The organism is Streptomyces sp. NP160, assembly GCF_006335115.1.
Lineage (GTDB): Bacteria > Actinomycetota > Actinomycetes > Actinomycetales > Quadrisphaeraceae > Quadrisphaera.
In genome coordinates, this window is sequence record NZ_VDMJ01000008.1 from 33,500 (window position 1) to 58,916 (window position 25,417).

Annotated in this window: 21 protein-coding genes and 1 riboswitch; of the genes, 7 read left to right on the forward strand and 14 right to left on the reverse strand. The window is 75.4% G+C overall.

Translation table 11 applies throughout. The features are described 5' to 3' along the window. Window positions 1-81: 81 nt before the first annotated feature. From cofE to cofD, 3 genes are read right to left on the reverse strand one after another with little or no spacing between them, the layout of a single operon-like run. On the reverse strand, window positions 82-1,224 hold the full coding sequence (gene cofE / locus FHN55_RS05825; protein ID WP_373995703.1) for a coenzyme F420-0:L-glutamate ligase: 1,143 nt from the start codon (window positions 1,222-1,224) through the stop codon (window positions 82-84). Beyond that, on the reverse strand, window positions 1,221-1,646 hold the full coding sequence (locus FHN55_RS05830; RefSeq protein WP_139711316.1) for a Fe-S oxidoreductase: 426 nt from the start codon (window positions 1,644-1,646) through the stop codon (window positions 1,221-1,223). The genes cofE and FHN55_RS05830 overlap by 4 nt, the downstream gene beginning before the upstream one ends. Then, window positions 1,643-2,668, reverse strand: a complete 1,026-nt coding sequence (gene cofD, locus FHN55_RS05835; protein ID WP_139711317.1) for a 2-phospho-L-lactate transferase — start codon at window positions 2,666-2,668, stop codon at window positions 1,643-1,645. The genes FHN55_RS05830 and cofD overlap by 4 nt, the downstream gene beginning before the upstream one ends. Before the next feature lie 80 nt (window positions 2,669-2,748). On the opposite strand from cofD, the gene FHN55_RS05840 reads away from it, so the two are divergent. After that, on the forward strand, window positions 2,749-3,651 hold the full coding sequence (locus FHN55_RS05840) for an SDR family NAD(P)-dependent oxidoreductase (protein WP_180357668.1): 903 nt from the start codon (window positions 2,749-2,751) through the stop codon (window positions 3,649-3,651). Window positions 3,652-3,682: 31 nt separating this feature from the next. On the opposite strand, the gene FHN55_RS05845 is transcribed toward FHN55_RS05840, so the two are convergent. Further along, window positions 3,683-4,720: a DNA-3-methyladenine glycosylase gene (locus tag FHN55_RS05845; RefSeq protein WP_257570732.1), complete on the reverse strand. Its 1,038-nt coding sequence runs from the start codon at window positions 4,718-4,720 to the stop codon at window positions 3,683-3,685. Between the two features lie 78 nt (window positions 4,721-4,798). Between FHN55_RS05845 and FHN55_RS05850 the strand changes: the two genes are divergently transcribed. Then, window positions 4,799-5,458: a TIGR03089 family protein gene (locus tag FHN55_RS05850; RefSeq protein WP_139711319.1), complete on the forward strand. Its 660-nt coding sequence runs from the start codon at window positions 4,799-4,801 to the stop codon at window positions 5,456-5,458. Window positions 5,459-5,645: 187 nt separating this feature from the next. On the opposite strand, the gene FHN55_RS05855 is transcribed toward FHN55_RS05850, so the two are convergent. Further along, the gene (locus FHN55_RS05855; RefSeq protein ID WP_218974385.1) at window positions 5,646-5,960 is read right to left on the reverse strand and encodes a multidrug efflux SMR transporter; all 315 of its coding nucleotides are present in this window, start codon (window positions 5,958-5,960) and stop codon (window positions 5,646-5,648) included. Between the two features lie 28 nt (window positions 5,961-5,988). Further along, window positions 5,989-6,053, reverse strand: a riboswitch (guanidine-III (ykkC-III) riboswitch). A gap of 64 nt (window positions 6,054-6,117) precedes the next feature. On the opposite strand from FHN55_RS05855, the gene FHN55_RS05860 reads away from it, so the two are divergent. Then, the gene (locus tag FHN55_RS05860; RefSeq protein ID WP_139711321.1) at window positions 6,118-7,107 is read left to right on the forward strand and encodes a GDP-mannose 4,6-dehydratase; all 990 of its coding nucleotides are present in this window, start codon (window positions 6,118-6,120) and stop codon (window positions 7,105-7,107) included. A 14-nt stretch (window positions 7,108-7,121) separates the two neighbouring features. After that, a complete protein-coding gene (locus FHN55_RS05865) occupies window positions 7,122-8,096 on the forward strand; it encodes a GDP-mannose 4,6-dehydratase (protein WP_139711387.1) in 975 nt (324 codons plus the stop codon). Between the two features lie 176 nt (window positions 8,097-8,272). Here FHN55_RS05865 and FHN55_RS05870 read toward each other — a convergent pair whose 3' ends face one another. From FHN55_RS05870 to FHN55_RS05875, 3 genes are read right to left on the reverse strand one after another with little or no spacing between them, the layout of a single operon-like run. Continuing rightward, on the reverse strand, window positions 8,273-10,426 hold the full coding sequence (locus FHN55_RS05870) for a peptidoglycan recognition protein (RefSeq protein WP_139711322.1): 2,154 nt from the start codon (window positions 10,424-10,426) through the stop codon (window positions 8,273-8,275). Further along, window positions 10,423-10,569: a hypothetical protein gene (locus tag FHN55_RS22560; RefSeq protein WP_180357669.1), complete on the reverse strand. Its 147-nt coding sequence runs from the start codon at window positions 10,567-10,569 to the stop codon at window positions 10,423-10,425. The genes FHN55_RS05870 and FHN55_RS22560 overlap by 4 nt, the downstream gene beginning before the upstream one ends. Beyond that, window positions 10,566-12,581, reverse strand: coding sequence for a SpoIID/LytB domain-containing protein (locus FHN55_RS05875; RefSeq protein WP_139711323.1), 2,016 nt, complete (start codon window positions 12,579-12,581; stop codon window positions 10,566-10,568). The genes FHN55_RS22560 and FHN55_RS05875 overlap by 4 nt, the downstream gene beginning before the upstream one ends. 224 nt (window positions 12,582-12,805) lie before the next feature. Between FHN55_RS05875 and FHN55_RS05880 the strand changes: the two genes are divergently transcribed. Together FHN55_RS05880 and FHN55_RS05885 are read left to right on the forward strand one after the other, a co-directional pair. Continuing rightward, on the forward strand, window positions 12,806-13,264 hold the full coding sequence (locus FHN55_RS05880) for a phosphatase PAP2 family protein (protein ID WP_218974386.1): 459 nt from the start codon (window positions 12,806-12,808) through the stop codon (window positions 13,262-13,264). Window positions 13,265-13,272: 8 nt separating this feature from the next. Further along, the gene (locus FHN55_RS05885; RefSeq protein ID WP_257570733.1) at window positions 13,273-14,199 is read left to right on the forward strand and encodes a decaprenyl-phosphate phosphoribosyltransferase; all 927 of its coding nucleotides are present in this window, start codon (window positions 13,273-13,275) and stop codon (window positions 14,197-14,199) included. Between the two features lie 22 nt (window positions 14,200-14,221). Here FHN55_RS05885 and FHN55_RS05890 read toward each other — a convergent pair whose 3' ends face one another. Further along, on the reverse strand, window positions 14,222-15,412 hold the full coding sequence (locus FHN55_RS05890; RefSeq protein ID WP_257570734.1) for a glycosyltransferase family 4 protein: 1,191 nt from the start codon (window positions 15,410-15,412) through the stop codon (window positions 14,222-14,224). 162 nt (window positions 15,413-15,574) lie between these two features. Further along, the gene (locus FHN55_RS05895; RefSeq protein ID WP_139711326.1) at window positions 15,575-16,891 is read right to left on the reverse strand and encodes a lipopolysaccharide biosynthesis protein; all 1,317 of its coding nucleotides are present in this window, start codon (window positions 16,889-16,891) and stop codon (window positions 15,575-15,577) included. A gap of 146 nt (window positions 16,892-17,037) precedes the next feature. On the opposite strand from FHN55_RS05895, the gene FHN55_RS05900 reads away from it, so the two are divergent. Next, window positions 17,038-20,403 (forward strand): arabinosyltransferase domain-containing protein, encoded by a 3,366-nt coding sequence (locus FHN55_RS05900; protein ID WP_139711327.1) that lies wholly within the window; start codon window positions 17,038-17,040, stop codon window positions 20,401-20,403. 88 nt (window positions 20,404-20,491) lie between these two features. Here the strand turns inward: FHN55_RS05900 and FHN55_RS05905 are convergent, their stop codons facing one another. From FHN55_RS05905 to glf, 4 genes are read right to left on the reverse strand one after another with little or no spacing between them, the layout of a single operon-like run. Next, the gene (locus FHN55_RS05905) at window positions 20,492-21,253 is read right to left on the reverse strand and encodes an ABC transporter ATP-binding protein (RefSeq protein WP_139711328.1); all 762 of its coding nucleotides are present in this window, start codon (window positions 21,251-21,253) and stop codon (window positions 20,492-20,494) included. Between the two features lie 26 nt (window positions 21,254-21,279). Then, window positions 21,280-22,152, reverse strand: coding sequence for an ABC transporter permease (locus FHN55_RS05910; RefSeq protein ID WP_139711329.1), 873 nt, complete (start codon window positions 22,150-22,152; stop codon window positions 21,280-21,282). Next, a complete protein-coding gene (locus FHN55_RS05915; protein ID WP_139711330.1) occupies window positions 22,149-24,221 on the reverse strand; it encodes a glycosyltransferase in 2,073 nt (690 codons plus the stop codon). Before FHN55_RS05915 ends, FHN55_RS05910 begins: the two co-directional genes overlap by 4 nt. Next, window positions 24,218-25,411 carry a UDP-galactopyranose mutase gene (gene glf, locus FHN55_RS05920; RefSeq protein ID WP_139711331.1) on the reverse strand — a complete coding sequence of 398 codons (1,194 nt, stop codon included), beginning with the start codon at window positions 25,409-25,411 and terminating at the stop codon, window positions 24,218-24,220. The genes FHN55_RS05915 and glf overlap by 4 nt, the downstream gene beginning before the upstream one ends. Window positions 25,412-25,417: the final 6 nt, after the last annotated feature.

The window sequence follows — 25,417 nt, forward strand, 5'->3', positions numbered from 1 at the left end:
GAGCCGTCAGGAGCACGGTCGCACCCGCCACCGACAGCCCGTCACCCAGCGCAACCGCGCGCACCCGCCGCTGGCCTTCGGTCAGGAGCGCTCGCCCACGCGCAGCTCGACGGCCACCGAGGCGTCCACCAGCTCCTCGCCGTCCACCGAGCGCACGGCGCCCGGGACCACGTCGACGTCCAGCCGCTCCGCCCACAGGGCGGCGCGCAGGCGCTCCACGGCGGCCCCCACGTCGTACGGCGGGCCGCTGACCGCGAGCGCCGCGCCGTCCGACGAGGCCTGCGCGGACACGGCGGCGTGGCCGAGCCCGGGCCCGGCGGCCGCCACGTCCACGGCCCGCGCGACCCGCGCGGGCACGGGGCCGCCGGGGGCGATGGGAGGCGGCGCCACCTCGCGCTCCGCGAGCCCGAGCGCGGCGCGCACCGCCTCGACGTGCCCGAAGGCGAACCAGTCCCCCGGGCCGGTCCGCACCAGCCGCGCGGCGCCGGAGCCGTCGTCGTCGGTGACGTGGGCGCCCAGCCCGCGCACCACGGCCACCGGGGTGCCGGCGGCCTTGCCCTTGACGAGGTCCGCGAGCGCGGCGACCTCGTCGGCCACGCCGCGCACGGTCACCTCCATGACGCGGCCGGACCGGTCCAGGCGGCCGCGGGCGTCGTCGAGGACCTCCAGGCCGGCGGCTCCCAGCGCGAAGTCGGTGACGCCGTCGCGCCACGGCCGGCCGCTGGTGTCGCTGACCACCACCGCCGGCGCTCCCCCGCCCAGGGCCGGCTCCAGCAGCGCCCGCAGCCGGGTGCGCAGCGCGCGGGCCGAGGCGTCCGGGTCGGCGGGCAGCAGCAGCACCGTGCCCTCGGCGACGTCGGAGGCGTCGATGCCCGCGGCCGCCATGACGGGCCCGGAGCGCGACTGCACCACCCGCGTGGTCCGCCCGTCCGGCAGCCCCCGCTCGGCCACCAGCCGCACGGACTGCTCGTCGAGGGCCTGCTCGCGGGTCTCGGCCGGGACGGCCCTGCCCTCCGCCTTGGCGACCACCTTGCTGGCGACGACGACGACGTCCCCGGCGCCCAGCGCGATCCCGGCCGCGGCGCACGCCCGGGCGACCAGGCCGGCGAGGTCGTCACCGGCCCCGACCTCGGGCAGGCCGGGCACGGACAGCGCGAGGACCTCCGGGGGCGGCGGCTGCGGGGTGGTCGCGGGAGCACCGGGGTGGGGGGCCGGTGCGCTCACGCGTAGCCCCCGTCGCGCAGGCCGGCGGCGGCCTCGAAGCGGTTCCGGGTGGGGTCGCCGCCGGCGCGGAGCTCGGCGAGGCCGTAGAGCAGCGGCAGCAGCAGCCCCCAGCGCCGCCACTGGAGCACGTGGACGGCCTCGTGGCGCAGCCGGTCACCGGCGCAGGTGCGGGCGTCGGCGCCGGTGACGTACGTGGTGCCGTAGGTGGTGCCGCCGCGCGCGAAGGTGCGCCCGCGGGCGCCGGAGCAGACGCGCACCCGCACGAGCTCCCCCGCGCCGGCACCGGGAACACCCGGCACCTCCACGGTCCGGCAGGTCGCGCCGTCGGCCCGCGCGAGCGCCGCGGCCAGCAGCCCGACGCCCTCGGCCACCAGGCGCCCCGCGACCCCCAACACCGCGGTCGCGGTCGGGTGGAGGGTCACGACGGCCTCCGGCCGGTGGCCAGCGCGGCGTCGAGGGCGGCACCGGCGAGGTCGGCGGCGGCCTGCGGCGAGCTCATGAGCAGCGGCCGGGCCAGCACCCGACCCCGGCCCGGCGCGGCGCCGGGGACGGTGCTCCCGTGCAGGGCGCCGTCGGCGTCGTCGTCGACGAGCCAGGTGTCGAGCAGGTCGGCGTAGAGGCCGGCCACCCCCAGGGCGGACGTCTCCACCCCGATCGCGCTCAGGCAGGCGTCGGCCATCCCCCGGACCACGCGGCCTCCCAGCACCGGGGAGACCCCGACGACGGGCGCTCCCCCGTCGCGCAGCGCCTCGCGGACGCCCGGGACCCCCAGCACCGTGCCGATGCTCACCACGGGGTTGGACGGCGGCAGGAGGACGGCGTCCGCCTCCCGCAGCGCGTCCAGCACGCCCGGCGCGGGCTTGGCGCCGTCGACGCCCACCTGCGTGAAGCCGGTCGCCGGCACGGAGGCGCGCAGCCGCACCCACCACTCCTGGAAGTGCACGGTCCGGCCGTCGGCGAGGTGGACGTGGGTCTCGACGTCGTCGTCGCTCATGGGGAGCAGCCGCACGGTAGGCCCGTCCGGCGCGACAGCGGGGTGACCGCCGGGGAGCCACCGCTCGCACAGCCGCTCCACCACGCCCGACAGCGGCAGGCCCTCCCGCAGCAGCTGGGTGCGGAAGACGTGGGTGCCGAGGTCGCGGTCTCCGAGGGTGAACCAGTCCGGACCCGTGCCGTAGGCGGCGAGCTCGGAGGAGACCACGCGGCTCTCGTCGCGCCGGCCCCAGCCCTGCTCCTCGTGGACCGCGCCGCCGAGGGTGTACATGACCGTGTCGAGGTCGGGCGTGATGCGCAGGCCGTGCATGGTGGTGTCGTCACCGGTGTTGACGACGGCGGTCACGCGGGCGCTGCGGCGGGCGGGGTCGGGCGAGGCCGCGAGGTGGGCGAGCAGCCCGCGCAGGAAGCGCGCACCGCCCACACCGCCGGCGATGGCCGAGATGTGCACGTCGCCCATCTTCACACCGGCCCCGGACCCGGTCTGGCCCGCTCTGGCCGATGAGCTGCCCCTCGACCAGCATGGTGGGGGTGCGCCTCCCCAAGCTGCCGCTCGGCGACCTCGCAGACCGCGTCTCGGACCAGCTGGCCAACCGGCTGACCGGCCGCGACGACGTCCCCGCGGCCGGTGGCGGCGCTGCACCCCGCGCGCTGCCGGTCCGGCCCGCCCACGAGCCGCAGCGGGTCGTGCTGCTGGGCGGCACCTCCGACATCGGCCTGGCGCTCGTGCGCCGCCTGGGCCGCGAGCGCCCCCTCGACGTGGTGCTCGCCGGGCGTCCCGGGCCGCGGCTGTCCGAGGCCGTGGCGGCCCTGGTCGCCGAGGGGCACACCGCCCGCGCCGTGCCGCTGGACGCCCGCGCGCCGTCCACCTGGTCGCCGGCGCTGGCGGAGGCCTTCGGCTCCCGCGGCGTGGCCGCCGGGGTGCCGGTGGGGCCCGTCGACGTGGTGGTCCTCGCGGTGGGGGTGCTGCCGGACGGCAAGCGGTCCTGGCAGGACCCGACGGCCGCCGCCGACCTCGTGCAGGTCAACACCGCCGCGCCGGTGGCGCTCGCGGCGGAGGCGGCGCAGCGGCTGCGGGCGCAGCGCGGCGGCGCGCTGGTGGTGCTCTCCAGCGCCGCGGCGGTGCGGGCGCGCTCCACCGACTTCGCCTACGGCGCCAGCAAGGCCGGGCTGGACGCCTTCGCGTCGGGGCTGCGCGAGGCGGTCCGCGGCGACGGCGTGCGCGTGGTGGTGGTGCGCCCGGGCTTCGTGCGCACCCGCATGACGGCGGGGCGCTCGGCGTGGCTGGCGACCACCAAGGAGGCCGTCGCGGACCTGACGGTCCAGGGCCTGGAGCTCGAGCGCGACGTGGTCTGGGCCCCGCCGGGCGCGCAGGCGGTCACCGAGGTGCTGCGGTGGGCGCCGCCGCGGCTGCTGCGCCGCCTGCGCCTCTGAGCGACCGGCGTCGGGGCGACGGCGGCGGCCGTCAGCTGCGCATGCCGGTGGCCACGGGCACGTGGCTGGGCAGCGTCATGCGGGCGGCGCGCCTCGGCCGCGCGATCCCGTCGAGCTCCAGCAGCCGCTGCACCCGGTAGCGGTGGCCGCGGTAGCACTCGATGACCTCGGCGCAGCCGGCGTCGTCGAGGACCTGCCCGGTCAGGGCGTAGGAGACGTTCTTGGCCACGTGGTAGTCGGCGAAGGAGAAGGCGTCCGGGTCGCCGTGGGCGCGGTGGCGCACCTCGGCGGCCGTCCACACGCCCACCCCGGGCAGCGTGCGCAGCGCCGGCTCGACGCGCTCGGGCGGCAGGTGCACCGTGCGCTCCAGCGCCGGGGCGCAGCGGGCGGCGTGCAGCACCACGCGGCGGCGGCGCTCCTCCACCCCGGCGCGCAGCCACTCCCAGCTGGGGATGCCCGCCCAGTCGCGGGCGCTCGGCGGCACCCGCATCCCCTCGGCGGGGCCGCCCGGTGCCGACGGGCCGCCCGGCCCGGCGTCGTGCAGGCCTCCGGGGGCCGGCTCGCCGAAGCGGCGCAGCAGGTCGCGCCAGGCGCGGTGCGCCTCCACGCCGGTCACCACCTGCTCGACGGCGGCGCCGGCCAGGGCCTCGAAGACCGCGCGGGTGCGGGGCACGCGCACGCCCCGGTGGCGGCGCCAGGCGGAGACGAGCACGGCGTGCTCCGGGCGCGGGACGAAGGCGCTGGCGTCCTGGTCCTCCCCCAGCAGCTCCGCCGCGCCGTCGACGGCGCAGGCGGCGCCCTCGCCCCATGCCGCGGCCTCGACCACGCCGTGCGGACCACCGCCGAGCACGCCGGGAGGCAGGTGGCGCAGCCTCACCAGCGCGGTGCCGTGCGCGGTGCGGGTGGCCCACCACCACGCCGCCCACGGGCCGGCACCCTCGCGGCGCACCGCCGGGTCCCCACCGCCGCGGCGCAGCGGGCCGAGCGTGGCCGACAGGTCCAGCGGCTGCCGCAGCACCAGCACGCCGTGCGCCGCCGGCGCGCCGCCCCCGCCCGGACCTCCTGCCACCCCACCATCCTGCGGCCTGCTCCGGACGGCTCGGAACCCCCGGGCGGCGCGTCGGGGGCGGCGCCTACCGTCGTCGTCGTGAGCTCCCCCAGCGCCCGCGTCGACGTCACCCGACTCCTGGACCGCCTCCGGGCGCAGGACTCCGGCCGCCCCCGCGTCACCTGGTACGGCGCCGACGGCGAGCGTGTGGAGCTGTCCGCCCGGGTGCTGGAGAACTGGGTGGCGAAGACCGCCAACCTCCTCGTGGAGGAGCTCGACGTGGAGACCGGCGACGGCGTGCTGCTCGCCCTGCCCGCGCACTGGCGGACGGTGGCCTGGCGGCTCGCGCTCGGTGCGGTGGGCGCCGAGCTGGTCGAGGACGACGACGACGCGCGCGTCGCGGTCGTCGCTGACGGCGCGCCCGCGCCCACCGGGGCCGAGCAGGTGGTGGTGCAGGCGCTGGGGGCGCTGGCGCTGCGCGCGACCTCCGTGCCGGCGGGGGCGCTGGACGCCGCCGCGGTGGTGGCGGGCTTCGGCGACGCCCTGCCCTTCGTGCCGGACGCACCGGGTCTGCAGGTCAGCGCCGCGGCGTCGCCGGGGGCGCGGGTGCTGGTCGACGTGCGCGAGGTCGGTGACGCCGCCGCGCTCGACGCGGTGCTGTCGGCCCTGGCCGGCGGCGGCAGCGCCGTGCTGCTCGGCCCCGGAGCCCCCGACGCCGACCGGATCGCCGCCCAGGAGGGCACCGCCCCCTCCGCCTAGGAGGCGGACCACACCTCGTCGGCGCTGCAGCCGACGTCGGTGTCCGGACCGACCTCCCTCGCGGTCGCGCACGGACCCGCAGCACACCCGGCCAGCAGGAGCGTCGTGGGGAGGGCGGGCGCGCGTCGCACACCCGCAGGACGCTCGCCCGCCGCCGCCCGTTGCAGCCCCGGCCGCCGTGCCGGGGTCAGTGGACGAGCTTGAGGCCGACCACGCCGCCGACGATCATCGTCAGGAACACCACCTTGGGCACCGACACCGGCTCGGTGCCGGTCACCATCGCGTACGCCACGGTGAGGGTCGCGCCGATGCCCACCCACACCGCGTACGACGTGCCCACGGGGAGCTCGCGCATGGCGTACGCGAGCCCGGCCATGCTCGCGAGGATCGCGACGGCGAAGACCACGGTCGGGCCGGGGCGGGTGAAGCCCTCGGAGCGGCCCAGGGCGGTGGCCCAGACGGCCTCCAGCACACCGGACAGGACGAGCACGAGCCAGGACACGACGGGCCTCCAGGGTCGAGGGAGCAGGAGCACGGCCGTCTTGTCGCTGTCCGGGTACGGCGCCCTCGTCCGGGGACCCGGTCGGGGCCCGCCCACAGGGTGGCACAGGAGAGCACTGCGAGGACGACGACGCGGGCCGTCCCCTAGGGTCGCCCCCATGGCCAAGCGCGCGCTGATCACCGGAGTCACCGGCCAGGACGGTCTGTACCTGTCCGAGCTGCTGCTGTCCAAGGGCTACGAGGTCTACGGCCTGGTGCGCGGGCAGAACAACCCCAAGCTGCCGCTGCTGGCCCGCGAGGTGCCCGGGGTCAAGGTGCTCACCGGCGACCTCATGGACCTGTCCTCGCTGATCAGGGCGCTGAACATCGCCCAGCCCGACGAGTTCTACAACCTCGGCGCCATCTCCTTCGTGGCCTACTCCTGGGAGAACGCCGACCTCACCGCCGAGGTCACGGGCAAGGGCGTGCTCAACGCCCTGGAGGCCGTGCGCCTCTACTCCGGCGACGACATGAGCAAGGTCCGCTTCTACCAGGCCTCCTCCTCGGAGATGTTCGGCAAGGTCCAGGCGGTGCCCCAGCGCGAGGACACCCTGCTGTGGCCCCGCTCCCCCTACGGGGTGGCCAAGGTCTTCGGCCACTACATGACCATCAACTACCGCGAGTCCTACGGCATGCACGCCTCCTCGGGGATCCTGTTCAACCACGAGAGCCCCCGCCGCGGCCCGGAGTTCGTCACCCGCAAGGTCTCCCAGGCCGTGGCCCGGATCTCGCTGGGCCTGCAGGACGAGATCGTGCTGGGCAACCTCGACGCCCGCCGCGACTGGGGCTTCGCCGGCGACTACGTCGAGGCGATGTGGCGGATGCTGCAGCAGGACACCGCCGACGACTACGTCGTGGCCACCGGTGAGACCCACGCCATCAGCGAGCTGCTCGACGTGGCCTTCGCCCACGTCGGCATCAGCGACTGGTCCTCCAAGGTCCGCCAGGACCCGGCCTTCATGCGCCCCGCCGAGGTCGACCTGCTCATCGGAGACCCCACCAAGGCCAAGGAGGAGCTGGGCTGGGAGCTCAAGGTGGGCTTCGAGGAACTGGTGAAGATGATGGTCGACGCCGACCTCGCTGAGCAGAAGGCCCTCGCCGGGAAGTGACCGCCGACCAGGCCGTGACGGGTCGCACCGCGCTGGTCACCGGCGTCACCGGGCAGGACGGCGGCTACCTCGCCGAGCTGCTCGCCGCCGAGGGCACCCTCGTGCACGGCGTGCGCCGCGGCACCGGCCCGCTGCCCTACCACCTGGCAGCGCTGGGCGACCGGCTCGTCGTCCACACCGCCGACCTGCTCGACCCCAGCGCCGCGGCCGCGCTGGTGCGCGAGGTCCGCCCCGACGAGGTCTACAACCTCGCCGCCGAGAGCTCCGTCGCGCGCTCGTGGGAGGAGCCCGTCGAGACGGCGCTGCTCGACGCGGTCCTGCCGGCCGCGATCCTGCACGCGGCAGCGAGCACCACCGGCACCGGCGGCGGTCCGGTCCGCGTGCTGCAGGCCTCCAGCGCCGAGGTGTTCGCCGGCGCCGGCGTGACCCCCCAGGACGAGACGACGCCCGTCGTCCCCGTCACCCCGTACGGGGCGGCGAAGGCGTACGCGCACCACCTGGTGCAGCTGCACCGCGCCGGCGGCGCCTTCGCGGTCAACGCGGTGCTGTACCCGCACGAGTCGCCGCGCCGCCCGGCGCGCTTCGTGACGCGCAAGATCACGTCCACGGTGGCGGCGATCGCCCGTGGCCGCGCCGACGAGCTGGTGCTCGGCAACACCGCCGCCCGCCGCGACTGGGGCTGGGCCCCTGACACCGTGCGCGCGCTCGTCGCAGCCCTGCGGCACGACGAGCCGCTCGACGTGGTGGTGGCCACCGGCACGTCGCACTCCGTGGAGGACTTCGTGGCGGCCGCCTTCGCCCGCGCCGGGGTCGCCGAGTGGCGCCACCTCGTGCGCACCGACCCGGCGTTCGTGCGCCCCAACGACGCCGCCGACCTCGTCGGCGACCCGCGCCTTGCGCGCGAGGTGCTCGGGTGGACCCCGACGCGCTCCTTCGCCGACGTGGTCGGCGCCATGGTCGACGCCGACCTGGCCGCCCTCGACGCCTGACCGTCCTCCCGCCGCACTGCGGCGCCTCCCCCGCAGAGCCGCACTCGCGTGCCCCAGTGCTTCTTCGCGCGCCCCCGAAGGCGCACTCGGGTGCGCGAGTGCGCCGACGAGACGGCCCGGCCCCGCAGCGCGGGACCGGGCCGTCGTCGTGAGCGCCTCGGGGGCGCGTCAGCTCGTCAGGGCCAGGTTCGCCAGACGCCGACGCCGTCACCGCGGTCGCGGGTGACGCCGGTCGCGGCGTCGCCGTCGCCGGTGCCCTCGCTGCCGCCGCCGGAACCGGTCTCCGTGCTCGCCGACGGCGTGAGCCCGCTGACGTCCCACCGGCCCACGACGGGCCTGTCGGTGGCGGCGCCGTAGCCGAACAGGGAGTCCGGCTGGCCGGGGGTGATGGTGTTGCGCAGCCACCACGTGCCAGTGGCGTAGACGCCGACGGTGTCCCGGCCGTCGCCGTCCCAGTCGCCCGTCATCGGGGTGGCCTGCGGCCAGCCGTACTGGAACACCGCGCCGGCGCCGCCGGGGGTCGCCGTGCCGCGCAGCCACCAGCGGTAGCCGTCGTAGACGCCGATCCCGGAGCGGCCCACGCCGTCCCAGTCGCCGGCCACGGGCCTGACGCCCTTGAACCCGTAGGCGAACTTGCGGTCCGGGGCTCCCGGGGTGGCCGTCTCGCGCAGCCACCAGGTGTACGTGGCCGGGTCGTAGACGCCGATGCCGGCCACACCGTCCCCGTTCCAGTCGCCGCAGACGGGGAGCATGGTCGCCGAGCCGTAGCTGAAGGCGAGGTCCTCGTCGTCGTTCCCAGGGGTCTGCTTGATGGACCAGCGGCCGGCGGTGTACACGGCGAGGCCGTCGGTGCCGTCGCCGTCCCAGTCGCACGACAGCGCCGTGCCCTTCTGGTCGCCGAAGTAGGCGGTGCCGTCCGGGGCGCCGGGCGTCGAGGTGGTCCGCAGGTCCCACTCCTTCTCGCTCATGAGCTGCGCGACCTTGGTGCGCAGCGCCGGGAGCTGGGAGTAGAGGTTGGCGCCGGGGCAGGCGGTGGCGCCGACGTCGCGGTGGCCGGAGATCGTGTTGAGCGTGACCGCCGCCCCCGCCGGGTGGCGGAGGTTGGTGCCGCCGAGGCCGGCGCTGTAGAGCACGCCCTTGCCGGTCGGGTCGGTCTGCGACAGCGAGAACTTCCAGGCGATCACCCGGGCCAGCGCGTCGAGGACGGCCGACGTCGGCTTGGCGGTCTCGTAGTTGCCGAGCACGGAGACGCCGAAGCTGTTGGCGTTGAAGCCGCCGGCGTGAGCGCCGAGCACGGCCTTGTCCATGCCGCCGTAGCGGCCCTCGAAGACCTGGCCGTACTTGTCGACGAGGAAGTTGTAGCCGATGTCGCACCAGCCCTGGACCACCGTGTGCTGGTAGTAGATGCCGCGCACGATCGCCGCCGACTCCGCGGCGGTGTAGGTGTTCGACCCTGCCGTGTGGTGCACGAAGGCGACCTTCGGCGTGCCGGTGTAGGTGGGTGCGCTGCACTTCGACAGGCGCAGCGACTCGTCGGCGCCCCACTGGGCGCGGGAGATGACGCCCGGCATCGCCGAGGCGGCCTGCGCGGACGCGGCCGGGTTCGCGGCGGCGGGCTGGGTGCCGACGGACGCCTTCGGGTCCACGAGGCTGGTGCGGACGTCGGAGACGGCCGGCTCGCCGTCGGGGGTCGTGGCGTCGGACGGCACCGAGACGCGCACGTCCACGGCGTCGGCGCCGCCGGAGACCCACAGCGGGCTGGTGCTGCCCTTCTCGGCGGCCTGCCGCGCCTCCTTCGTCCCGGGGTCCGGGGCGGAGTCCTCCACGGCGAGCGCCTGCCAGCCGGACCAGCCGTCGTCGGTGCGCACGCGCACCTGCACGTCGACGTCGGCGTCGGGGTCGCCGTCCCACTGCACGGAGACGAGGTTGAAGTCCTCGGTCCGGACCGGGCCGGTGGCCAGCTCCTCGACGGGCTCGTCCCCCGGCTCGGCCGGGACCGTCTGCCGCCCGGTGGCCGCGGGACCGCCGGACGACGGCGTGCCCGACGGCGTGCCCGACGGCGTCGCCGACGCGCTCGCGGAGGGCTGGGAGGACGACGACGAAGGCTTGCCCGTCGGCGTGCCGTCCACGGCCACGACGGGCACCTCGAGCACCTGGGAGGTGGGGGTGACGGGCTCCGGGGCCGCGCCGGCGCTCACCACGGGCACCACGCCGGCGCCGGAGGCGAGCACGGCCAGGGCGCCGCACCTCAGCGCCCAGCGACCGCCCCACCACCTGCTGGCCCGGGTGGCCCGGGTGGCCCGGGTGGCGGCTGACGGGGGTGTTCTCACGGCTGCTGCTCCTCGCGCTCGGCCGCCGCCCGCGGGCGGGCGGGGGCCGGGTCGTCTCGGTGGGCGGTTCGTGCGGTCTGGCTGACGACGGGGTCGTCAGCGGTGCGGCTCGGCGCCTGGCGAGCCGGGGCGGTGGGGCTCACGCGGTCGGGCGGGTGATGCCGGCGCCGTCGGAGCCGGTCGTCCAGCGGCCGGCCACGGGGGCGTCTCCGGGCACCCCGTAGTCGAACAGCCGGTGCGGGTCGCCCGGTGACACGGTGTCACGGAGCATCCACCGACCGCCGGAGAACACGCCGATACCAGACGCACCGCTGCCGACCCAGTCACCGGTCACCGGCGTGGCGCCCTTCCAGCCGTACTGGACGGTGGTGTCGGGGCGGCCCGGGGTGGCGGTGTTGCGCACCATCCAGGTGCCGGCGTGGTAGACGCCGGTGGAGTCCTTGCCGTCGCCGTCCCAGTCGCCCACCACGGGGAGCGCTGCGGACCAGCCGTACTGGAACTTCAGCTCCGGCGCGCCGCCCGAGAAGGAGTTGCGCAGGTACCAGTCGCCGGTGCGGGTGTCGTAGACGCCGACGCCGTCCTTGCCGTCGCCGTCCCAGTCACCGCACACGGGCAGCATCCAGGGGGCTCCGTAGGAGATGGTCGCGTCGGGAGCGGCCACGGCTGCCGCGTCCGGGGTGGAGGCGTCGTCGCGCTCCGTCCACGCGCCGCCCCGGTAGGTGGTGAGGCCGTCACGCCCGGAGCCGTCGAAGTCGCAGGCCAGGGTGGTGTCCTTCGGCCCGCCGAAGCGGGAGGTGACCGCGGGGGCGCCGCCGTCGGTCGAACCGCGCAGCATCCACACCTGGGTGGACGGCGTCACGACGGAGAACCAGTCCGAGCGCAGGCCGAGGCGGCTGCGCACGTCGCTGCCGGTGGTGGTCACCGAGCCGGAGCTCCCGGTGACGACCACCTTGGTGGCGCGGCCGCCGTCGGCGCCCAGGCCGTTGCGGGCGGTCACCTGCATGCTGGAGAAGGCGCCGATCTGCGGCCAGGCGCGGGTGATGGCCGGGCCGTCGACCGTGACCTTCCAGTCGTGGTACGGCGAGCGGGTGTCGCCGGCGTCCTCCACCGCGGGGAAGGCGCCGCCGGCGGTCCAGCCTCCGGTGGAGGCGCTGAACTCGGTGCGCACCACGGCGCCGCGGGAGTCCAGGCGGACCACCCCGGCGGTGTTCCGGATGGCGGTGTCGGTGCGGCGGTCCTCGCGGGCCGTGCCGCCGTAGACCTGGCAGGCGGTGGTGTCGCAGGTCTGGGCGTAGCCGTAGCGGTTCTCGGAGCGCGAGTAGGAGCGCGCGGCCACGGCCTGCGCCTCGAGCGCCGCCATGCCGGCGCCGCCAGCGGCGTCGCCCCAGGCCGCGGGCGACTCGTTCGGCACCACGCCGCGCAGGTACTGCTCGATGGCCACGAAGTTGACCAGGTGGGACGCGCCGGAGGCGTCGATGACGGGGCGGAAGTTGCCGCGGTAGGTGGCGCCGTTGTTGCAGACCGTGAACATCCTGGAGCGGTCGTCACCGGCGTCGTTCGCGAGCCACACGGCGGGGCTGGCGCCCACGTCCACCGGGGAGGCCGACGGCGAGGCGGTCGAGCCGGCCGGCGCGGAGCAGCCGCCGGGCGCGGTCGTCAGCGCCCAGGTGCCGCCGGTGCGGGTGAAGCGGGCGGCGGTGCCGGCCGGGACGGCGGTCCCCTCGACGTAGTAGTCAGCGCCGGACACCAGGGTGATGGTGGAGGCGCCGTCCAGGGCCATGAGGCGGACGGAGACCTCGTCGTTGCGGATGCCGCCGGCGCGGGTGCCGCCGTAGAAGTGGTCGAGGATGCGCGCCGAGCTCCAGCCCCTGTCCACGGCGTAGCCGTAGGAGCCCCACTGGCTCAGGCCGCGGCCGTGGCCGAAGCCGTGCCCGGTGAGCGTCAGCTGGCTGGTGTCGGCCTGGGCGGCCTCCCCGCGGGCCAGCTGCACCCCGCCGGCGCCGGCGGCCACCACGGCCAGGAGCGCCGCGGGCCTGTGCCACCAGCGACCGCGCCGGTGGCGCGCTCCCCCACCGGCCGGGCCCTGCGCAGCTCCCTCGTCGGAGCGGCGGGCGTGGCGGGCGGCGGGCTGGGTGTCGCGGTCGTGGTGGTGCACACCTATCACCTCGGCAGGTCCAGGGGCAGCCTTGACCGCCGTCGACGTCGGAGCGCGTCACCCCTCCGGCCGACCCTCCGGCCCGGGGCGACCGGCCGGTCGGGGGACCGCGCTCGCCTCAACGGGTACTGTCCCAGGACGTGACGTCCCGCGATGCGCTTTCGCTGAGAGGTGCAGAGACCTCCCTGCTCGTGGCCCTCCAGCGGAGGACGCAGCAGCCCGGCGTGGTCGCAGCCGCCACCCAGCTCGGCCGCTTCGGCGACCACGCGGCCGGGTGGCTGGTCATCGGCGCCGCCGGCTGGCTGCTGGACGCGCCCCGGCGCGCCCAGTGGGCGCGCGCGCTGGTGTCCGTCCTCGGCGCGCACGCGGCCACCGTCGTCCTCAAGCGGGTGGTGCGCCGCCTGCGGCCCGGCACCGACGGCTCCCCGGGCGACGCCGCGGTGCAGGTGCGCTCCACCTCCCCCTCGCGCCTGAGCTTCCCCTCCTCCCACGCGGCCTCGACGACCGCGGCGGCGCTGGCCTACGGCCGGCTGCTGCGCCTGCCGCTGGCCCCCGTCGTCGTCCCCGCCCAGGGGGTCTCGCGGGTGCTGCTGGGGCTGCACTTCCCCACCGACGTGCTGGTCGGCGCCCTGACGGGCCTGCTCAGCGACCGGCTCGTCGCGGCGAAGGGCGGCCGGCGGTGAGCTCGGGGGTGGACACCCCCGTGCGCCGCACCCCGCAGGGCGCGGCGCTCGGCGTGCTGCGCACGATGCGGCCGCGCCAGTGGGTGAAGAACGTGCTGGTGGGGGCGGCGCCGCTGTCGGCGGGTCTCATCCTCGACGGTCCCGTCATCGTCACCACGGTCCTGGCCTTCGTGAGCTTCTGCCTGGCCGCCTCGGCGGTCTACCTGCTCAACGACACCCTCGACGTCGAGGCCGACCGCGCTCACCCCACCAAGCGGAACCGCCCCATCGCCGCGGGCGTGGTGCCGGTGCCGGCGGCGGGTGCCACGGCCGCGCTGCTGGCGGTGGCGTCCCTCGCCGTGGCCTGGGCGGCGTCGTGGCAGCTGGTGGTGCTCATGGCCGTCTACCTGGCCGTGCAGGTGGGCTACTGCGTGCGCCTCAAGCACGAGCCGGTGCTCGACATCGCCATCGTCGCCTCGGGCTTCCTGCTCCGCGCCATCGCCGGCGGCGTGGCGAGCGGCATCCCCCTGTCGCAGTGGTTCCTGCTGGTGACCGCGTTCGGGTCGCTGTTCATGGTGGCCGGCAAGCGGTACAGCGAGATCCGCCTGGCCGAGGCGGCCGGCGGCACGACGCGCGCGTCGCTGCTGCGGTACACGCCCACCTACCTGCGCTTCGTGTGGAGCCTCGCGGCCAGCGTCATGGTCACCGCCTACGCCCTGTGGGCGTTCGAGATCCGCGAGGGGGACACGGCCGCGGTGGTCTCGGCGGGCGGGTCGACGTGGTCGGCCATCTCCATCGTGCCGTTCGTGCTGGCCGTGCTGCGCTACGCCGTCGACGTCGACGGCGGCCGCGCTGGCGCCCCGGAGGACATCGCGCTGCGCGACCGGGTGCTGCAGGTGGTGGCGCTGGCGTGGGTCGCGAGCTTCGCCCTGGGCGTCTACCTGCCCCTGCTGTGACCGCGGCCGACCGGCCAGGAGGTCAGCGGCGGCGGGCGGCGTCCCGTGCGGCGTCGAAGACGCGCTCGTAGGAGTCGACGGTCAGCTCCACCCCGTAGACCTCGCGGGCCCGCTCGGCCAGCGCGGGCCTGTCGATCGACCGCGCCACGTGCTGGTCGCGCAGCTGGGCCAGGCCGCGCGTGATCGCGGGCGCGTCCTTCGGGGGCACGATGACGCCCTCCCCCACCCGCTGCACGGGCACCCGGACGCCGGGGAGGTCGCTGGCCAGCGCCGGGACGCCCAGCATCATCGCCTCGACCTGCACGATGCCGAACGCTTCGAACGCGTTCACCGACGGCAGCGCGAACGCGTCGATGGAGGCGTACAGGTCGGGCAGCGCGTCGTCGGGGACGAAGCCCAGCACGCGGATCCGGTCGTCGTCGCCGATGGCGGCGCGGACCCGCTCGATGACGCTGCCCCCGGCGATCTTGGCGAAGTCTCCGGCGATGATGAGGCGGGCGTCGTCGTCGTCGAGCGCGCGGAAGCCCTCCACCAGCCAGGGCACGCCCTTCTCCTCCACGATGCGGCCGAGGAAGCCGACGTGGAAGCCGTCGCCGTCGCGGAAGCGGGGGCTGCCGCCGGACCTGTCGTGGCAGGCGGCCGGGATCCCCTCCACCTTGCCGCGCATGGACGCGAAGAGGCGGCTGTGCTCGGCGTAGTCGATGGAGGTGGTGCACACCGTCGTCGCGAGGCGCATCGCGACCCGCGAGGAGGCGTCGACCACGACCTTCTGGACCTCGCCGGCGATGCCGGGCGGCAGGTCGACGTCGCACTGGTAGGTCAGGAGGACGGGTGCGCCCGCCCCGCGGGCGGCCGCGGCGAGCACGCCGGCCTCCAGCAGCGGCAGGTGGAGGTTGACGACGCCGGCGCCCTTGGAGGCCGCGGCCAGCCACACGGGCAGCGCGGGGGCGATGGTGCCCTTGCCGACGCGCGCCACCACGGGCGCGCGCAGCACCCGGACGCCGTTGAGGACCTCCTCGACGGGCAGCGCGTCGTCGTGGCGGGTGGTCACCACGGTGACCGAGCGGCCCCGGCGCACCAGGCCCTCCGCGACGTCGCGCGCGGCGTTCGTCAGGCCCGAGACGTACGGCGTGTAGTACGTGAGGCCCATGACGACGTCCGGTGGCGCCGACCCAGCGGGAGCGGGCGGCGGCATCACGGAGAGACGAGGCACCGGAGCACGCTAGCGGCTGTCGCCCGCCACGCCCTGCGGGCGCTGCAGGGCACTGCCTTCCGCACTCGCGCACCCCCTCCCGAACCCGCACTCGCGCACTCCAGTGCGTCATCAGGGGCTCACGAAATAGCACTCGGGTGCGCGAGTGCGGGCAGGGGTGGGTCAGGCGGAGACGGCGACCGCCCGGCGGGGGCGCTGCACGAGGACGAGCACCGACAGCAGCCACGCCACCGCGGAGCCCGCCGTGAAGCCACCGGCCACCGACCAGGCCGCCCCGGTCCCGACCACCAGCTGGGTGAGGGCGATCCACGCGGCGGCCGCGACCAGCCCTGCGACCCAGCACGTCAGCACGGCCCGCTCGCGGCCGGTGGCGACCAGCGCCTGCGTGCCGACCACGAGCCCCGCGTGCACGAGGCACCCGCCCACCATGAGGGCCATGAGGCCGGGAGGGACCTCGAGCTTGCCCGCGGTGAAGACCTCCATGGCCAGGTCCGACAGCAGCGCCCCCGCGCCGGCGCCCACGGCCGCCAGCACCACGACCGCCGCGGAGAAGTGCGCCATCCGCACCCGCAGCTCGTGGAGGCGCCCCTCGGCCACCATCCGGGTGAGCGGGGGCACGAGCACCGCCTGGGCGGGGACGACGACGAACAGCGGCGCCCGGGCCAGCGTGAACGCCGCGCCGTAGGCGGCCAGCACCGCGGGTCCGCCCGGCTCGAGGCCGACGACGATCGGTCCGGCGTTGAGCAGCAGCTGGCCGGCGACGCTGGCCGCCAGCAGCGTGAGCACCGCCCGCGTCATGGTGCGCGAGGAGGGCGCGCCTTCCGGCCTGCGGGGCCCGCGGGCCAGGCCGAGGTCGCCGGCGTCGTGCAGCTCGGCAGGGACCGGGTCGCCCGCACCCCCGCGGGACGAGCGCGGCCGGCGGACCAGGAGCAGCAGCGCGACGTGCGCAGCGAGCGCGCTGGCCACCACGAAGGAGGCGAACAGCCAGGCCGGCGGCTGGAACACGAGGACCGTCGCGAGCAGCGCGGCCGTTCCGCGCAGCCCGGCGTCAGCGGCCAGCGCGCCCGCGTAGGGGCCCAGCCGGCCGCGCCCGAGCGCCAACCCGCGGGCGGCGTACTGGAGGGCGCTGACGCCGGCCAGCGCCACGAGAGCGGTCACCACCCAGGCGCGGGTGCCGGGGTCGTCGCCGAGCAGCGGCGAGGCGAGGAGCACACCGCCCACGGCCACCGCGACCAGCACGAGGGCGGGCCGCAGCACGGCGGCGCCGCGCAGCCGGCCCTCCGTGGCGGCGCGGGACACCACCTGCTCCAGGGGCAGGAAGACGCCGAAGCTGACGATCAGCGCGCCGTACCAGAAGAGGTTGAAGGCGGCCTGCTGCTCCTGGGTGGTCGACCCGCGGAAGACCGCGGAGTTCAGCAGGAGCGTGAAGACGGCAGCGGCGGCGGTGGCCACCGCCACGCCGAGGAAGCCGCCGCGCACGAGCGGCCACACTACGGGCCGGACGCCCGCCCGCACCGCCGTGCGGGCCGCCGCCGCGCCTGGACCGTGCTCTCGGCAACTCCCGTTACGGTGGCGCGGGAAAGAGCAGCACCGGGCGCCCCGCGGCGCCGGCGACCGGCGGGAGCGTGGCACAGGCAGTGGGGGGTCCGCAGCGTCCGGAGGCACCGGCGAACCCCGACGGGCCCGACCGTCCGGTGGAGCCCGCGGGCAGCGGCACGGGCGCCGGGTCGACGGCGGCCGGACCGGCGGGGCGCCGCAGGGACCTGCTGCTGCCGCTGCTGGCCCTGCTGGGCCTGGTGGCCCTGGTCTGCGCCGCCGCCCTGCCTCTCGCGCCGGTGCGCCACGAGCGCCCCGTGGTGTCCTGGCCGCAGGACCCCTCCGCCCCGGTGAGCAGCAGCCTGGTGCTGGCCGCGCAGACGCCCGCCGCGATGCGCATCGCCGCGAACTGCGCGGCCGCCCGCGCGGCGGGCTCCACCGCCGACGGGGTCCTGTTCTCCACGCAGCGCCCCGACGTGGCCCGCGCCACGCAGGAGTCGCTGCTGTGGGAGGTGCGCGACGGCCGTGCGGTGCTGACCGCCCAGGGCGACCAGGTCGCCGAGGTCGCCGTGCCCGCCACCGGCGACTGCGAGCTGGTGGCGGACCTGCGCGGCGGACGCCTCGTGGCCACCCTCGACGGCCAGCAGGTCGGCGAGCGGCCGGGCACCGCCCCGCGCCTGGACTCCCTCGCCACGGACCTCACCTCGGCCACGCAGGGCACCGGCCAGCAGCTGCAGGTGCAGGTGGCCGTGGACGACGAGTTCGCCAGCTCCCCCACCCCCCTGAAGCTGGTGCTCGTCGGGCTCCTCGTGGCCAGCGGCCTGCTGCTGCTGGGCGGCGTGTGGCTCCTCGACCGCCGCGGCCACCCGGTCCGCGCCGGCCCCGCCGGGGAGAGCGCCCTGCCGCTGCCGCGCCGGCGCGCAGCGCTGCGGCCGGTGTCCGCGCACGTCGTCGTCGTCCTCGGCCTGGCGGTGTGGACGGCGCTGGCCCCGATGACCGACGACGACGGCTACTACGCCGCGATGGCCCGCAACGTGCCGCACAGCGGCTTCGTGGGGCAGTACTACCAGCTCTACGACCAGTCGTTCGTGCCGCTGACGTGGCCCTGGTACGTGCTGGCGTGGTGGGAGCAGCTGGGCGGTGGCCCGCTGTTCCTGCGCATCCCGGCGTTCGTGCTGTGCGTCGCCACCTGGTTCGCGCTGCGGCGCGCCCTGGACCTCGTCCTCCCGCTGGTGCCTGCCTGGCGGCGCGGCGGGGCCTCCTCCGACGGCAGCTCCGGCGCGCGCCACGGCGCGGTGTGGCTGCTCGCGGTCGTGTACGCAGCCGCCTCCTCCCCCTTCGTCATGGGGGTGCGCCCGGAGGGCGTGGTGGCGGCGCTGTCCGCGTGGACCCTGGTCGGGGTGCTCACCGCGCTGCGCTCGCGCCGCCTGCTGCCGCTGGCGGTGGCCGTGGTGCTGGCGGCGTTCTCCTGCGCCTCCCACCCCACCGGCCTGGTGGCGGTCGCACCGCTGGTGGCGTTCCTCCCCCGGCTGTGGGCGCTGGTCAGCCCCGGCGCCGCGGCCGGGGTGGGCCGGGTCGCCGGGTGGGTGCGCGCGCTCGCCGTCATCGCCCCTGGCGCGATGGCCAGCGCCGCCGGCTTCGCCGACGGCACGCTCTTCGACTACCGCGAGGGCCGCCGGGTCTTCACGGCCATCGAGGAGCCGCTGCGCTGGACCGACGAGTACGTCAGGTACAGCTTCCTGCTGAACCCCAACATCCCGATGGGCGCCTACGCCAAGCGCACCACCGTGCTCGTGGGGCTGCTGGCGGTGCTGTGCGCGCTGCTGCTGACCGCGGCCGCCCGACGGCGGAACGCGAGCGGGACGGGGGCCGCGGCGCTGCCCGCCGAGCTCGGGACGCTGGGGCTCACCGGCCTGGTCGCCTACCTCGCGCTGTGGATCACGCCCAGCAAGTGGACCCACCACTTCGGCAGCCTGTCGGGCCTGCTGCCGCTGCTCGTGGTGGTGCTCGTGCTCGTCGGGCCGGCGGTGGCCGCCCGGGTGTGGCCCCGGACGGCGCTGGCGCCGCGCCTGGGCCTGCTGCTCGCGGCGGTGGTGGTGGCCGCGCTGTCGTTCCGGGGACCCAACCTCTGGCCGTACAGCTGGCAGCTGGGCCTGCCCTTCCAGCAGGACTCCCTGGTCGGGCGCGGCCCGCTGTCGTCGCCGGCGGTGTGGGTGCTCGTGGCGGTGGTCTGCGTGCTCGTGGCCCGCGCGCTGCTGCGCCGCGGGCGCGGGCGGCAGGAGGACGCCGCCGCGCAGGAGCAGCCTGCCGACGTGTCCGCCCCGCAGACGGCGTCCGAGCCCGCCTTCGGGCCGGCGCCGGCGACCGAGCCGGCGCGCTCGGACCCGCTGGTGGTCGGGGCTGCCGCGACGGCCGTCGTGGCGCTGGCCCTGACCACCGCGGTGCTGGGCGGGACCTTCGCGGCGTCGGTGTACGGCACCTGGGACACCTACTCGGCGCCGCAGTCGCGCGTGAAGGACCCCTTCAACCACCGGTGCGACGCCGCCGGCGCCATCCAGGTGGCCGACCCCGACCGCTCCACCCCGCTGACCGCGCTCGACGGCGCCGCGGGCCGCGCGCAGGCCGCCGGCTTCGACGCCCAGGGCGGCTGGTGGAACGGCGACCCGCTGCCGGGCACGCCCGGCCAGGGCGCCTTCACCCAGGTCTGGGGCAGCCTGACGCGCGAGGGCGACGACGGCACGGGCGACCTCACCACGGGCTGGTACGACATCTCCGACCGCCCGGACGACGAGTACGTGACCATCACCGTGGCCGGGCGCCTCGACGAGGGCAACACCCTCGAGGTCGAGTACGGCCGGCGGTCGGCCGGCGGGACCGTCGAGGTGCTGCGCAGCCGTCCCGTCGACGACGAGATCAGCTCGCCGGAGTGGCGCTCTCTGCTGCTCCTGCGTCCCGGGCAGGACGCCCGCGGCGGCGCCGACGCGGTCCGCCTCGTCGCCCGTGACGCCTCCGGTGGCACCGGCGCCTGGCTCGCGGTCTCCGCCCCGGTGGCCCAGCCGGCGGTGCGCCTCGCGGACTGGATCCCCTCCGGTGCGGTGACCGTCACGTCGTGGCAGTTCACCTACCTGTTCAGCTGCCAGCAGCAGCCGACCATCGCGCGCGGCGTGGTGGAGCGGCCGGACTTCGCCGTGCTCTGGGGGCCCGGGTCCCTCGAGGGCACCAACGACTCCATCTGGCAGTACGGCCGCGGCGGCATCGCCGCTCCCCTGCCCGACGCCGCCACGCTGTTCCAGCCGGTCAGCGAGTTCACCTACGCCAACGCCCGGGAGGCGGTGGGCCAGTGGGGGCAGGTGGTGGAGCTGCAGTACCCGTACGCGCCGGCCGCGTACGACGTGGCGCTGGAGGAGCAGACGGCGCCGGGCTGGCAGGGCCCGACGGTCCCCCCGCTCGGCTGACCCCCCTGCGCACTTTCCCCAGGAACTGCGCCACTCGAGACCTCCTCCTCGCACTTTCCGCGGAAAGTGCGAGGAGGAGGGCGAGGGGTCAGAGGGAGCGCAGGTGCGCGACCGCGTCGGCGGCGCTGCCGTCGAAGACCTGGTTGCCGCGCTGGAGCACGATCCCGCGCGAGCACAGCTCGGAGACCATGTTGAGGTCGTGGGAGACGACGACGAGCGTGCGGCCCTCGTCCTTGAGCTCGCGGATGCGGTCGAGGCACTTGCGCTGGAACGGCTCGTCGCCCACCGAGAGGATCTCGTCGATGAGGAAGATCTCCGGGTCGGTGTGCACCGCCACGGAGAACGCCAGGCGCAGGAACATGCCCGAGGAGTAGTGCTTGACCTCGGTGTCGATGAAGCGCTCGATCTCGCTGAAGGCGACGATCTCGTCGAACCGAGCGCGGATCGAGGCCTCGTCCATGCCGAGGATCGCGCCGTTGAGGTAGACGTTCTCCCGCCCCGTGAGGTCGGGGTGGAAACCGGCGCCCACCTCGATGAGCCCGGCGATCCGCCCGCGCAGCCGCACGGAGCCCGACGTCGGGTGCATGACGCCGGAGATGAGCTTGAGCAGCGTCGACTTGCCCGAGCCGTTGTGCCCGAGCAGCGCGACGGTCTCACCGGAGTCGACCTGGAGCGAGACGCCGTCCAGCGCCATGAAGGTGTTGCCCAGGTCCTTGCCGCGCACCGCCGCCATGGCCAGCTCCTTGAGGGAGCGGTTGTGGCGCAGCACGAACTGCATGCGGACGTCGTCGACGACGATGCGCGCGTTGGGCCGCGCGCCCGCGGGCGCGCCGCCGGTGGTGGTGCTCATCGAGGTCATCGTGCTCTCATCCGGGCTCAGAGGTCGATGGCGAAGCGGCCCTCGACCCGGCGGAAGACCAGCTGGCCCACCACGAGGACGACGGCGGCGATGACCACGGCGACCAGCGAGTTGACCAGCATGTCCGGTGGGAGCTGGTTCGGGTCGCGGACGGTGCCCGGCCACCAGAAGGCGTAGTGGTAGAGCTCGACGGCCACCGTGACGGGGTTCAGCTGGTAGACGACCGCCAGCCACCCGGGGACCACCTCGACCACCTGCCGCCACTGGTACAGCACCGGTGAGAGCCAGACGACCACCATGTTCGCGAGGTCGACGAAGTTCTCCATGTCGCGGAAGACCACGTTGAGCGACCCGAAGAGCAGCCCCAGGCCCGTGGCCAGGGCCGCGATGATGAGCGTCGCGAGGACGGCCCCCAGCAGGGGCAGCGCCATCGGCCGCCACCCGGAGATGACCGCCCCGACCATGAGGACCACCAGCTGCGGCACGAAGTGGACCCCGGCCACCCACACGCTGGCCACCGGGAACAGCTCCCGCGGCAGGAAGATCTTCTTGACCAGCGGGGCGTTCCACACCACCGCCCGGGTCGCGTTGCCGAACGCCTCGCTGAAGACGTTCACCACCACGAGGCCGGAGAACAGGTAGACCGGGAAGTCCTCGATGTTCCGCGACTGCTGCAGGAAGATGCCCAGCGCGAGGAAGTACACGACGTACTGCACACCGGGCTTGACGTAGCTCCACGCCAGCCCCAGCACCGACCCGCGGTAGCGGACCCGCAGCTCCTTGCGGACGAGCAGCTTGAGCAGGTACCGCCGCCGGACGACGTCGAGCAGCCCGGCGCCCCTCCCCGGTTCGGTCCAGGGCTGGTCGACGAGCGGTGCCGGTGCGCTCACTGCTTCGCCGGCGGAGCCGGCTGCGCAGCCTGCCCCGCGACCGGCGTGCCCCGGAAGGTCTTCTCCCAGCTGTCCGGGGAGACCAGGTCGGGCAGCGCCGTCCGGTACTGCGCCGCCAGCTCGGGCCAGTCGCGGGCGAGCCGCTCGTGCAGGGCGGTGCTGCGGCGCACGAGGTCGAGGAAGCGGCCCCGGTCGCGGCGGTACCAGGCCATGCCGGTGCCGTCGGCGGCGGAGACCAGCGCCGAGTCGTACTGGCTGAGCATCCACCAGCGGGCGTCCTGGTGGGCGACCGCGGCCTGGGGGTTGCTCCTGGCCAGGGAGTCGACGTCGCGACCCTGCTTGACGATGCCGACGACCGCGGTCTTCAACACGGCCAGGCGCCCCTTGGGGACCTCGGCCTCGCGGCCCTTGCGCGGCGGCTTCTTGCGCTTGCGCGCGGGGAAGTCGGCGGCGTCGGCCTTGTAGACGGCGTCGGAGTAGCCGGCGCGCAGCGCCCGGATCTCCGGGAGCTTCGTCGGCAGCTGCCCGTGCATGCCCTCCGGACCGGCGAAGACGTCCTCGAGGGCCATGAGGCGCAGCTCCGCGGCGGAGTACTGCATGGACAGCAGGTGCTTCAGCTGGGTGACGAGCAGCTCGCGCACCACGTTGCCGCCGCGCGGGTACGGGGAGTGCAGCAGCGCCGCCACCACGCGGTTGCGCGCGTGGTAGTACGCCTGCCAGTCGATGCCGTCGTCCTTGTCGGTCCACGGGATGTGCCACACGGCCATGCCGGGGAAGGAGGCGGTGGGGATGCCGGCGTCCTGCGCGCGCAGGCCGTACTCGGCGTCGTCCCACTTGATGAAGATCGGCAGGGACAGGCCCAGCTGGCGGATGACGGAGGTGGGGATCAGGCACATCCACCAGCCGTTGTAGTCGACGTCGAAGCGGCGGTGCAGCCACGGCGTGGAGCGCAGGTTCTGCATGCCGAGGTCGTGGTTGGGCTGGGAGGCGCCCGAGGGGCCCCACCAGAACTTCCACCGCTGCACGCCCTCGGCCCACGCGTTGAGCAGCGTGCGCTGGTACATCGAGAACATGTGGCCGCCCACGATGGTGGGCTCCTTGGCGAGGTCGGCGAAGGCGGCACCGCGGGCGATGCCCTCCGGCTCCACCATGACGTCGTCGTCGAGGAGGAGCACGTAGTCGTGGCCGCGCTGCAGCCCCTCGTACATGCCGCGCGAGAAGCCGCCCGAGCCGCCCAGGTTGCCCTGGCGGATGACGGTGAGCCTGTCGCCGAGGAGGCGCTGGGCGTCGGGGAAGGCCTCGGTGTCGTCGGAGACCAGCTGGGTGCCCTGGTCGGTGCACACCACCTCGGTGACGATCCCGTCGAGCCCGCCGCCGGGCTGCACGGCCTCACCGAGGGTGCGCAGCAGGCGCGAGCAGTAGTCAGGGCGGTTGAGCGTGGTGATGGTGACCACCACGCTGCCCTTCTTCGCGGCCTGCTCGGGCGTCAGCGGGGCGGTGGGCGACGTGGTCCACGCCGCCTCCTCCAGCACCAGGTCGTCGGAGCCGGCGTGCAGGTCGAACCAGTACCAGCCGCCGTCGGTGAAGGGCTTCAGCGGCAGGTCGAAGGTGGTGGTCGTCGGGCCGCCCTCGGCCTCGACGACCACCGCGGACACGCGCTGGACGTTGCCCTTGGCGTTGGAGCGGTACACCACCACGGTGCCCGAGCCGGTGGTCCTCACCGACAGGCGGACCACCGAGACCACGCTGAAGCGGCGCCAGTAGCTGGCGGGGAAGGCGTTGAAGTAGGTGGCGAAGGAGGCCCGCTCCCCCACCGGCACGGCGAAGCGCGTGCGGCCGAGCACCTGGTCGGTGGTGGGCGCCGTGCCGGGGGCCGCCACGGTGGCCTGCACCGCGTTCGGGTTCGGCGCCGCGTCGGTGCGCGGCGCCGCCATCAGCTGGCCGTCCACGTACAGCGGCAGCACGTCCTGGTCGCCGTCGAGCGGGAGCACCACCCGCTGCAGGACGCGCTCCTGCGCGCCCCGCGCGGCCACGGCGCTGCTGCTGGGCGCGCCCGTCGTCGTCGTCATGCGTCCACCCCGCCGGAGGCGAAGGCCTCGCCCCGGGTGAAGTGCGGGACGAGCTTGTTGTCGAAGGTGCTCAGCGCGGCGCCGATGGCCATGTGCATGTCCAGGTACTTGTAGGTGCCCAGGCGGCCGCCGAAGATCGTGCCCTTCTCGCCCTTGGCGAGGTCGCGGTAGGCCAGCAGGCGCTGGCGGTCCTCGGCGGTGTTCACCGGGTAGTACGGCTCGTCGCCCTTGTCGGCGAAGCGCGAGTACTCCCGCATGATCACGGTCTTGTCCTGGGAGTGCTGGGCCTCGCGCTCCGGGTGGAAGTGCCGGAACTCGTGGATGCGCGTGTAGGGGACCTCGTCGCCGGCGTAGTTCATGACAGGGCAGCCCTGGAAGTCGCGCGTGGGCAGGACCTCCTGCTCGAAGTCGAGCGTGCGCCAGCTGAGCGGGCCCTCGACGTTGTCGAAGTACTCGTCCACCGGGCCGGTGTAGATGACCGGCACCTGGCCCACGACGTCGCGCTTGTTCAGCGGCTGCGACAGGTCGAGGAAGTCGGTGTCGAGCTGCACCGTGATCTTCGGGTGGTCCGCCAGGTTCTCCAGCCACGCCGTGTACCCCTTGGTGGGCAGGCCCTCGTGCGTGTCGTTGAAGTACCGGTTGTCGTACGTGTAGCGCACGGGGAGGCGCGCGATGACCTCGGCGGGCAGGTCCGTGGGGTCGGTCTGCCACTGCTTGGCGGTGTAGTCCCTGATGAACGCCTCGTACAGCGGGCGCCCGATCAGGGAGATCGCCTTCTCCTCGAGGTTGGCGGCCTCGGCGGTCTCGATCTCGCTGGCCTGCTCGGCCACCAGCGCACGGGCGGCGTCGGGGCCGTGCGCGGACCTGAAGTACTGGTTGATGGTGCCGAGGTTGATCGGCAGCGGGTACACCTCGCCCTTGTAGGTCGAGTAGACCTTGTGGACGTAGCTCGTGAAGCTCGTGAAGCGGTTGACGTGCTCCCACACCCGCTCGTTGCTGGTGTGGAACAGGTGCGCGCCGTAGCGGTGCACCTCCACGCCCGTCTCGGGCTCGAACTCGCTGTAGGCGTTGCCCCCGATGTGGTTGCGCCGGTCGATGACCAGCACCTCCAGGCCGAGCTCCTCGGCGCACCGCTGCGCCACGGTCAGGCCGTAGAAGCCGGAGCCCACGACCACCAGATCTGCGTTCACGACACT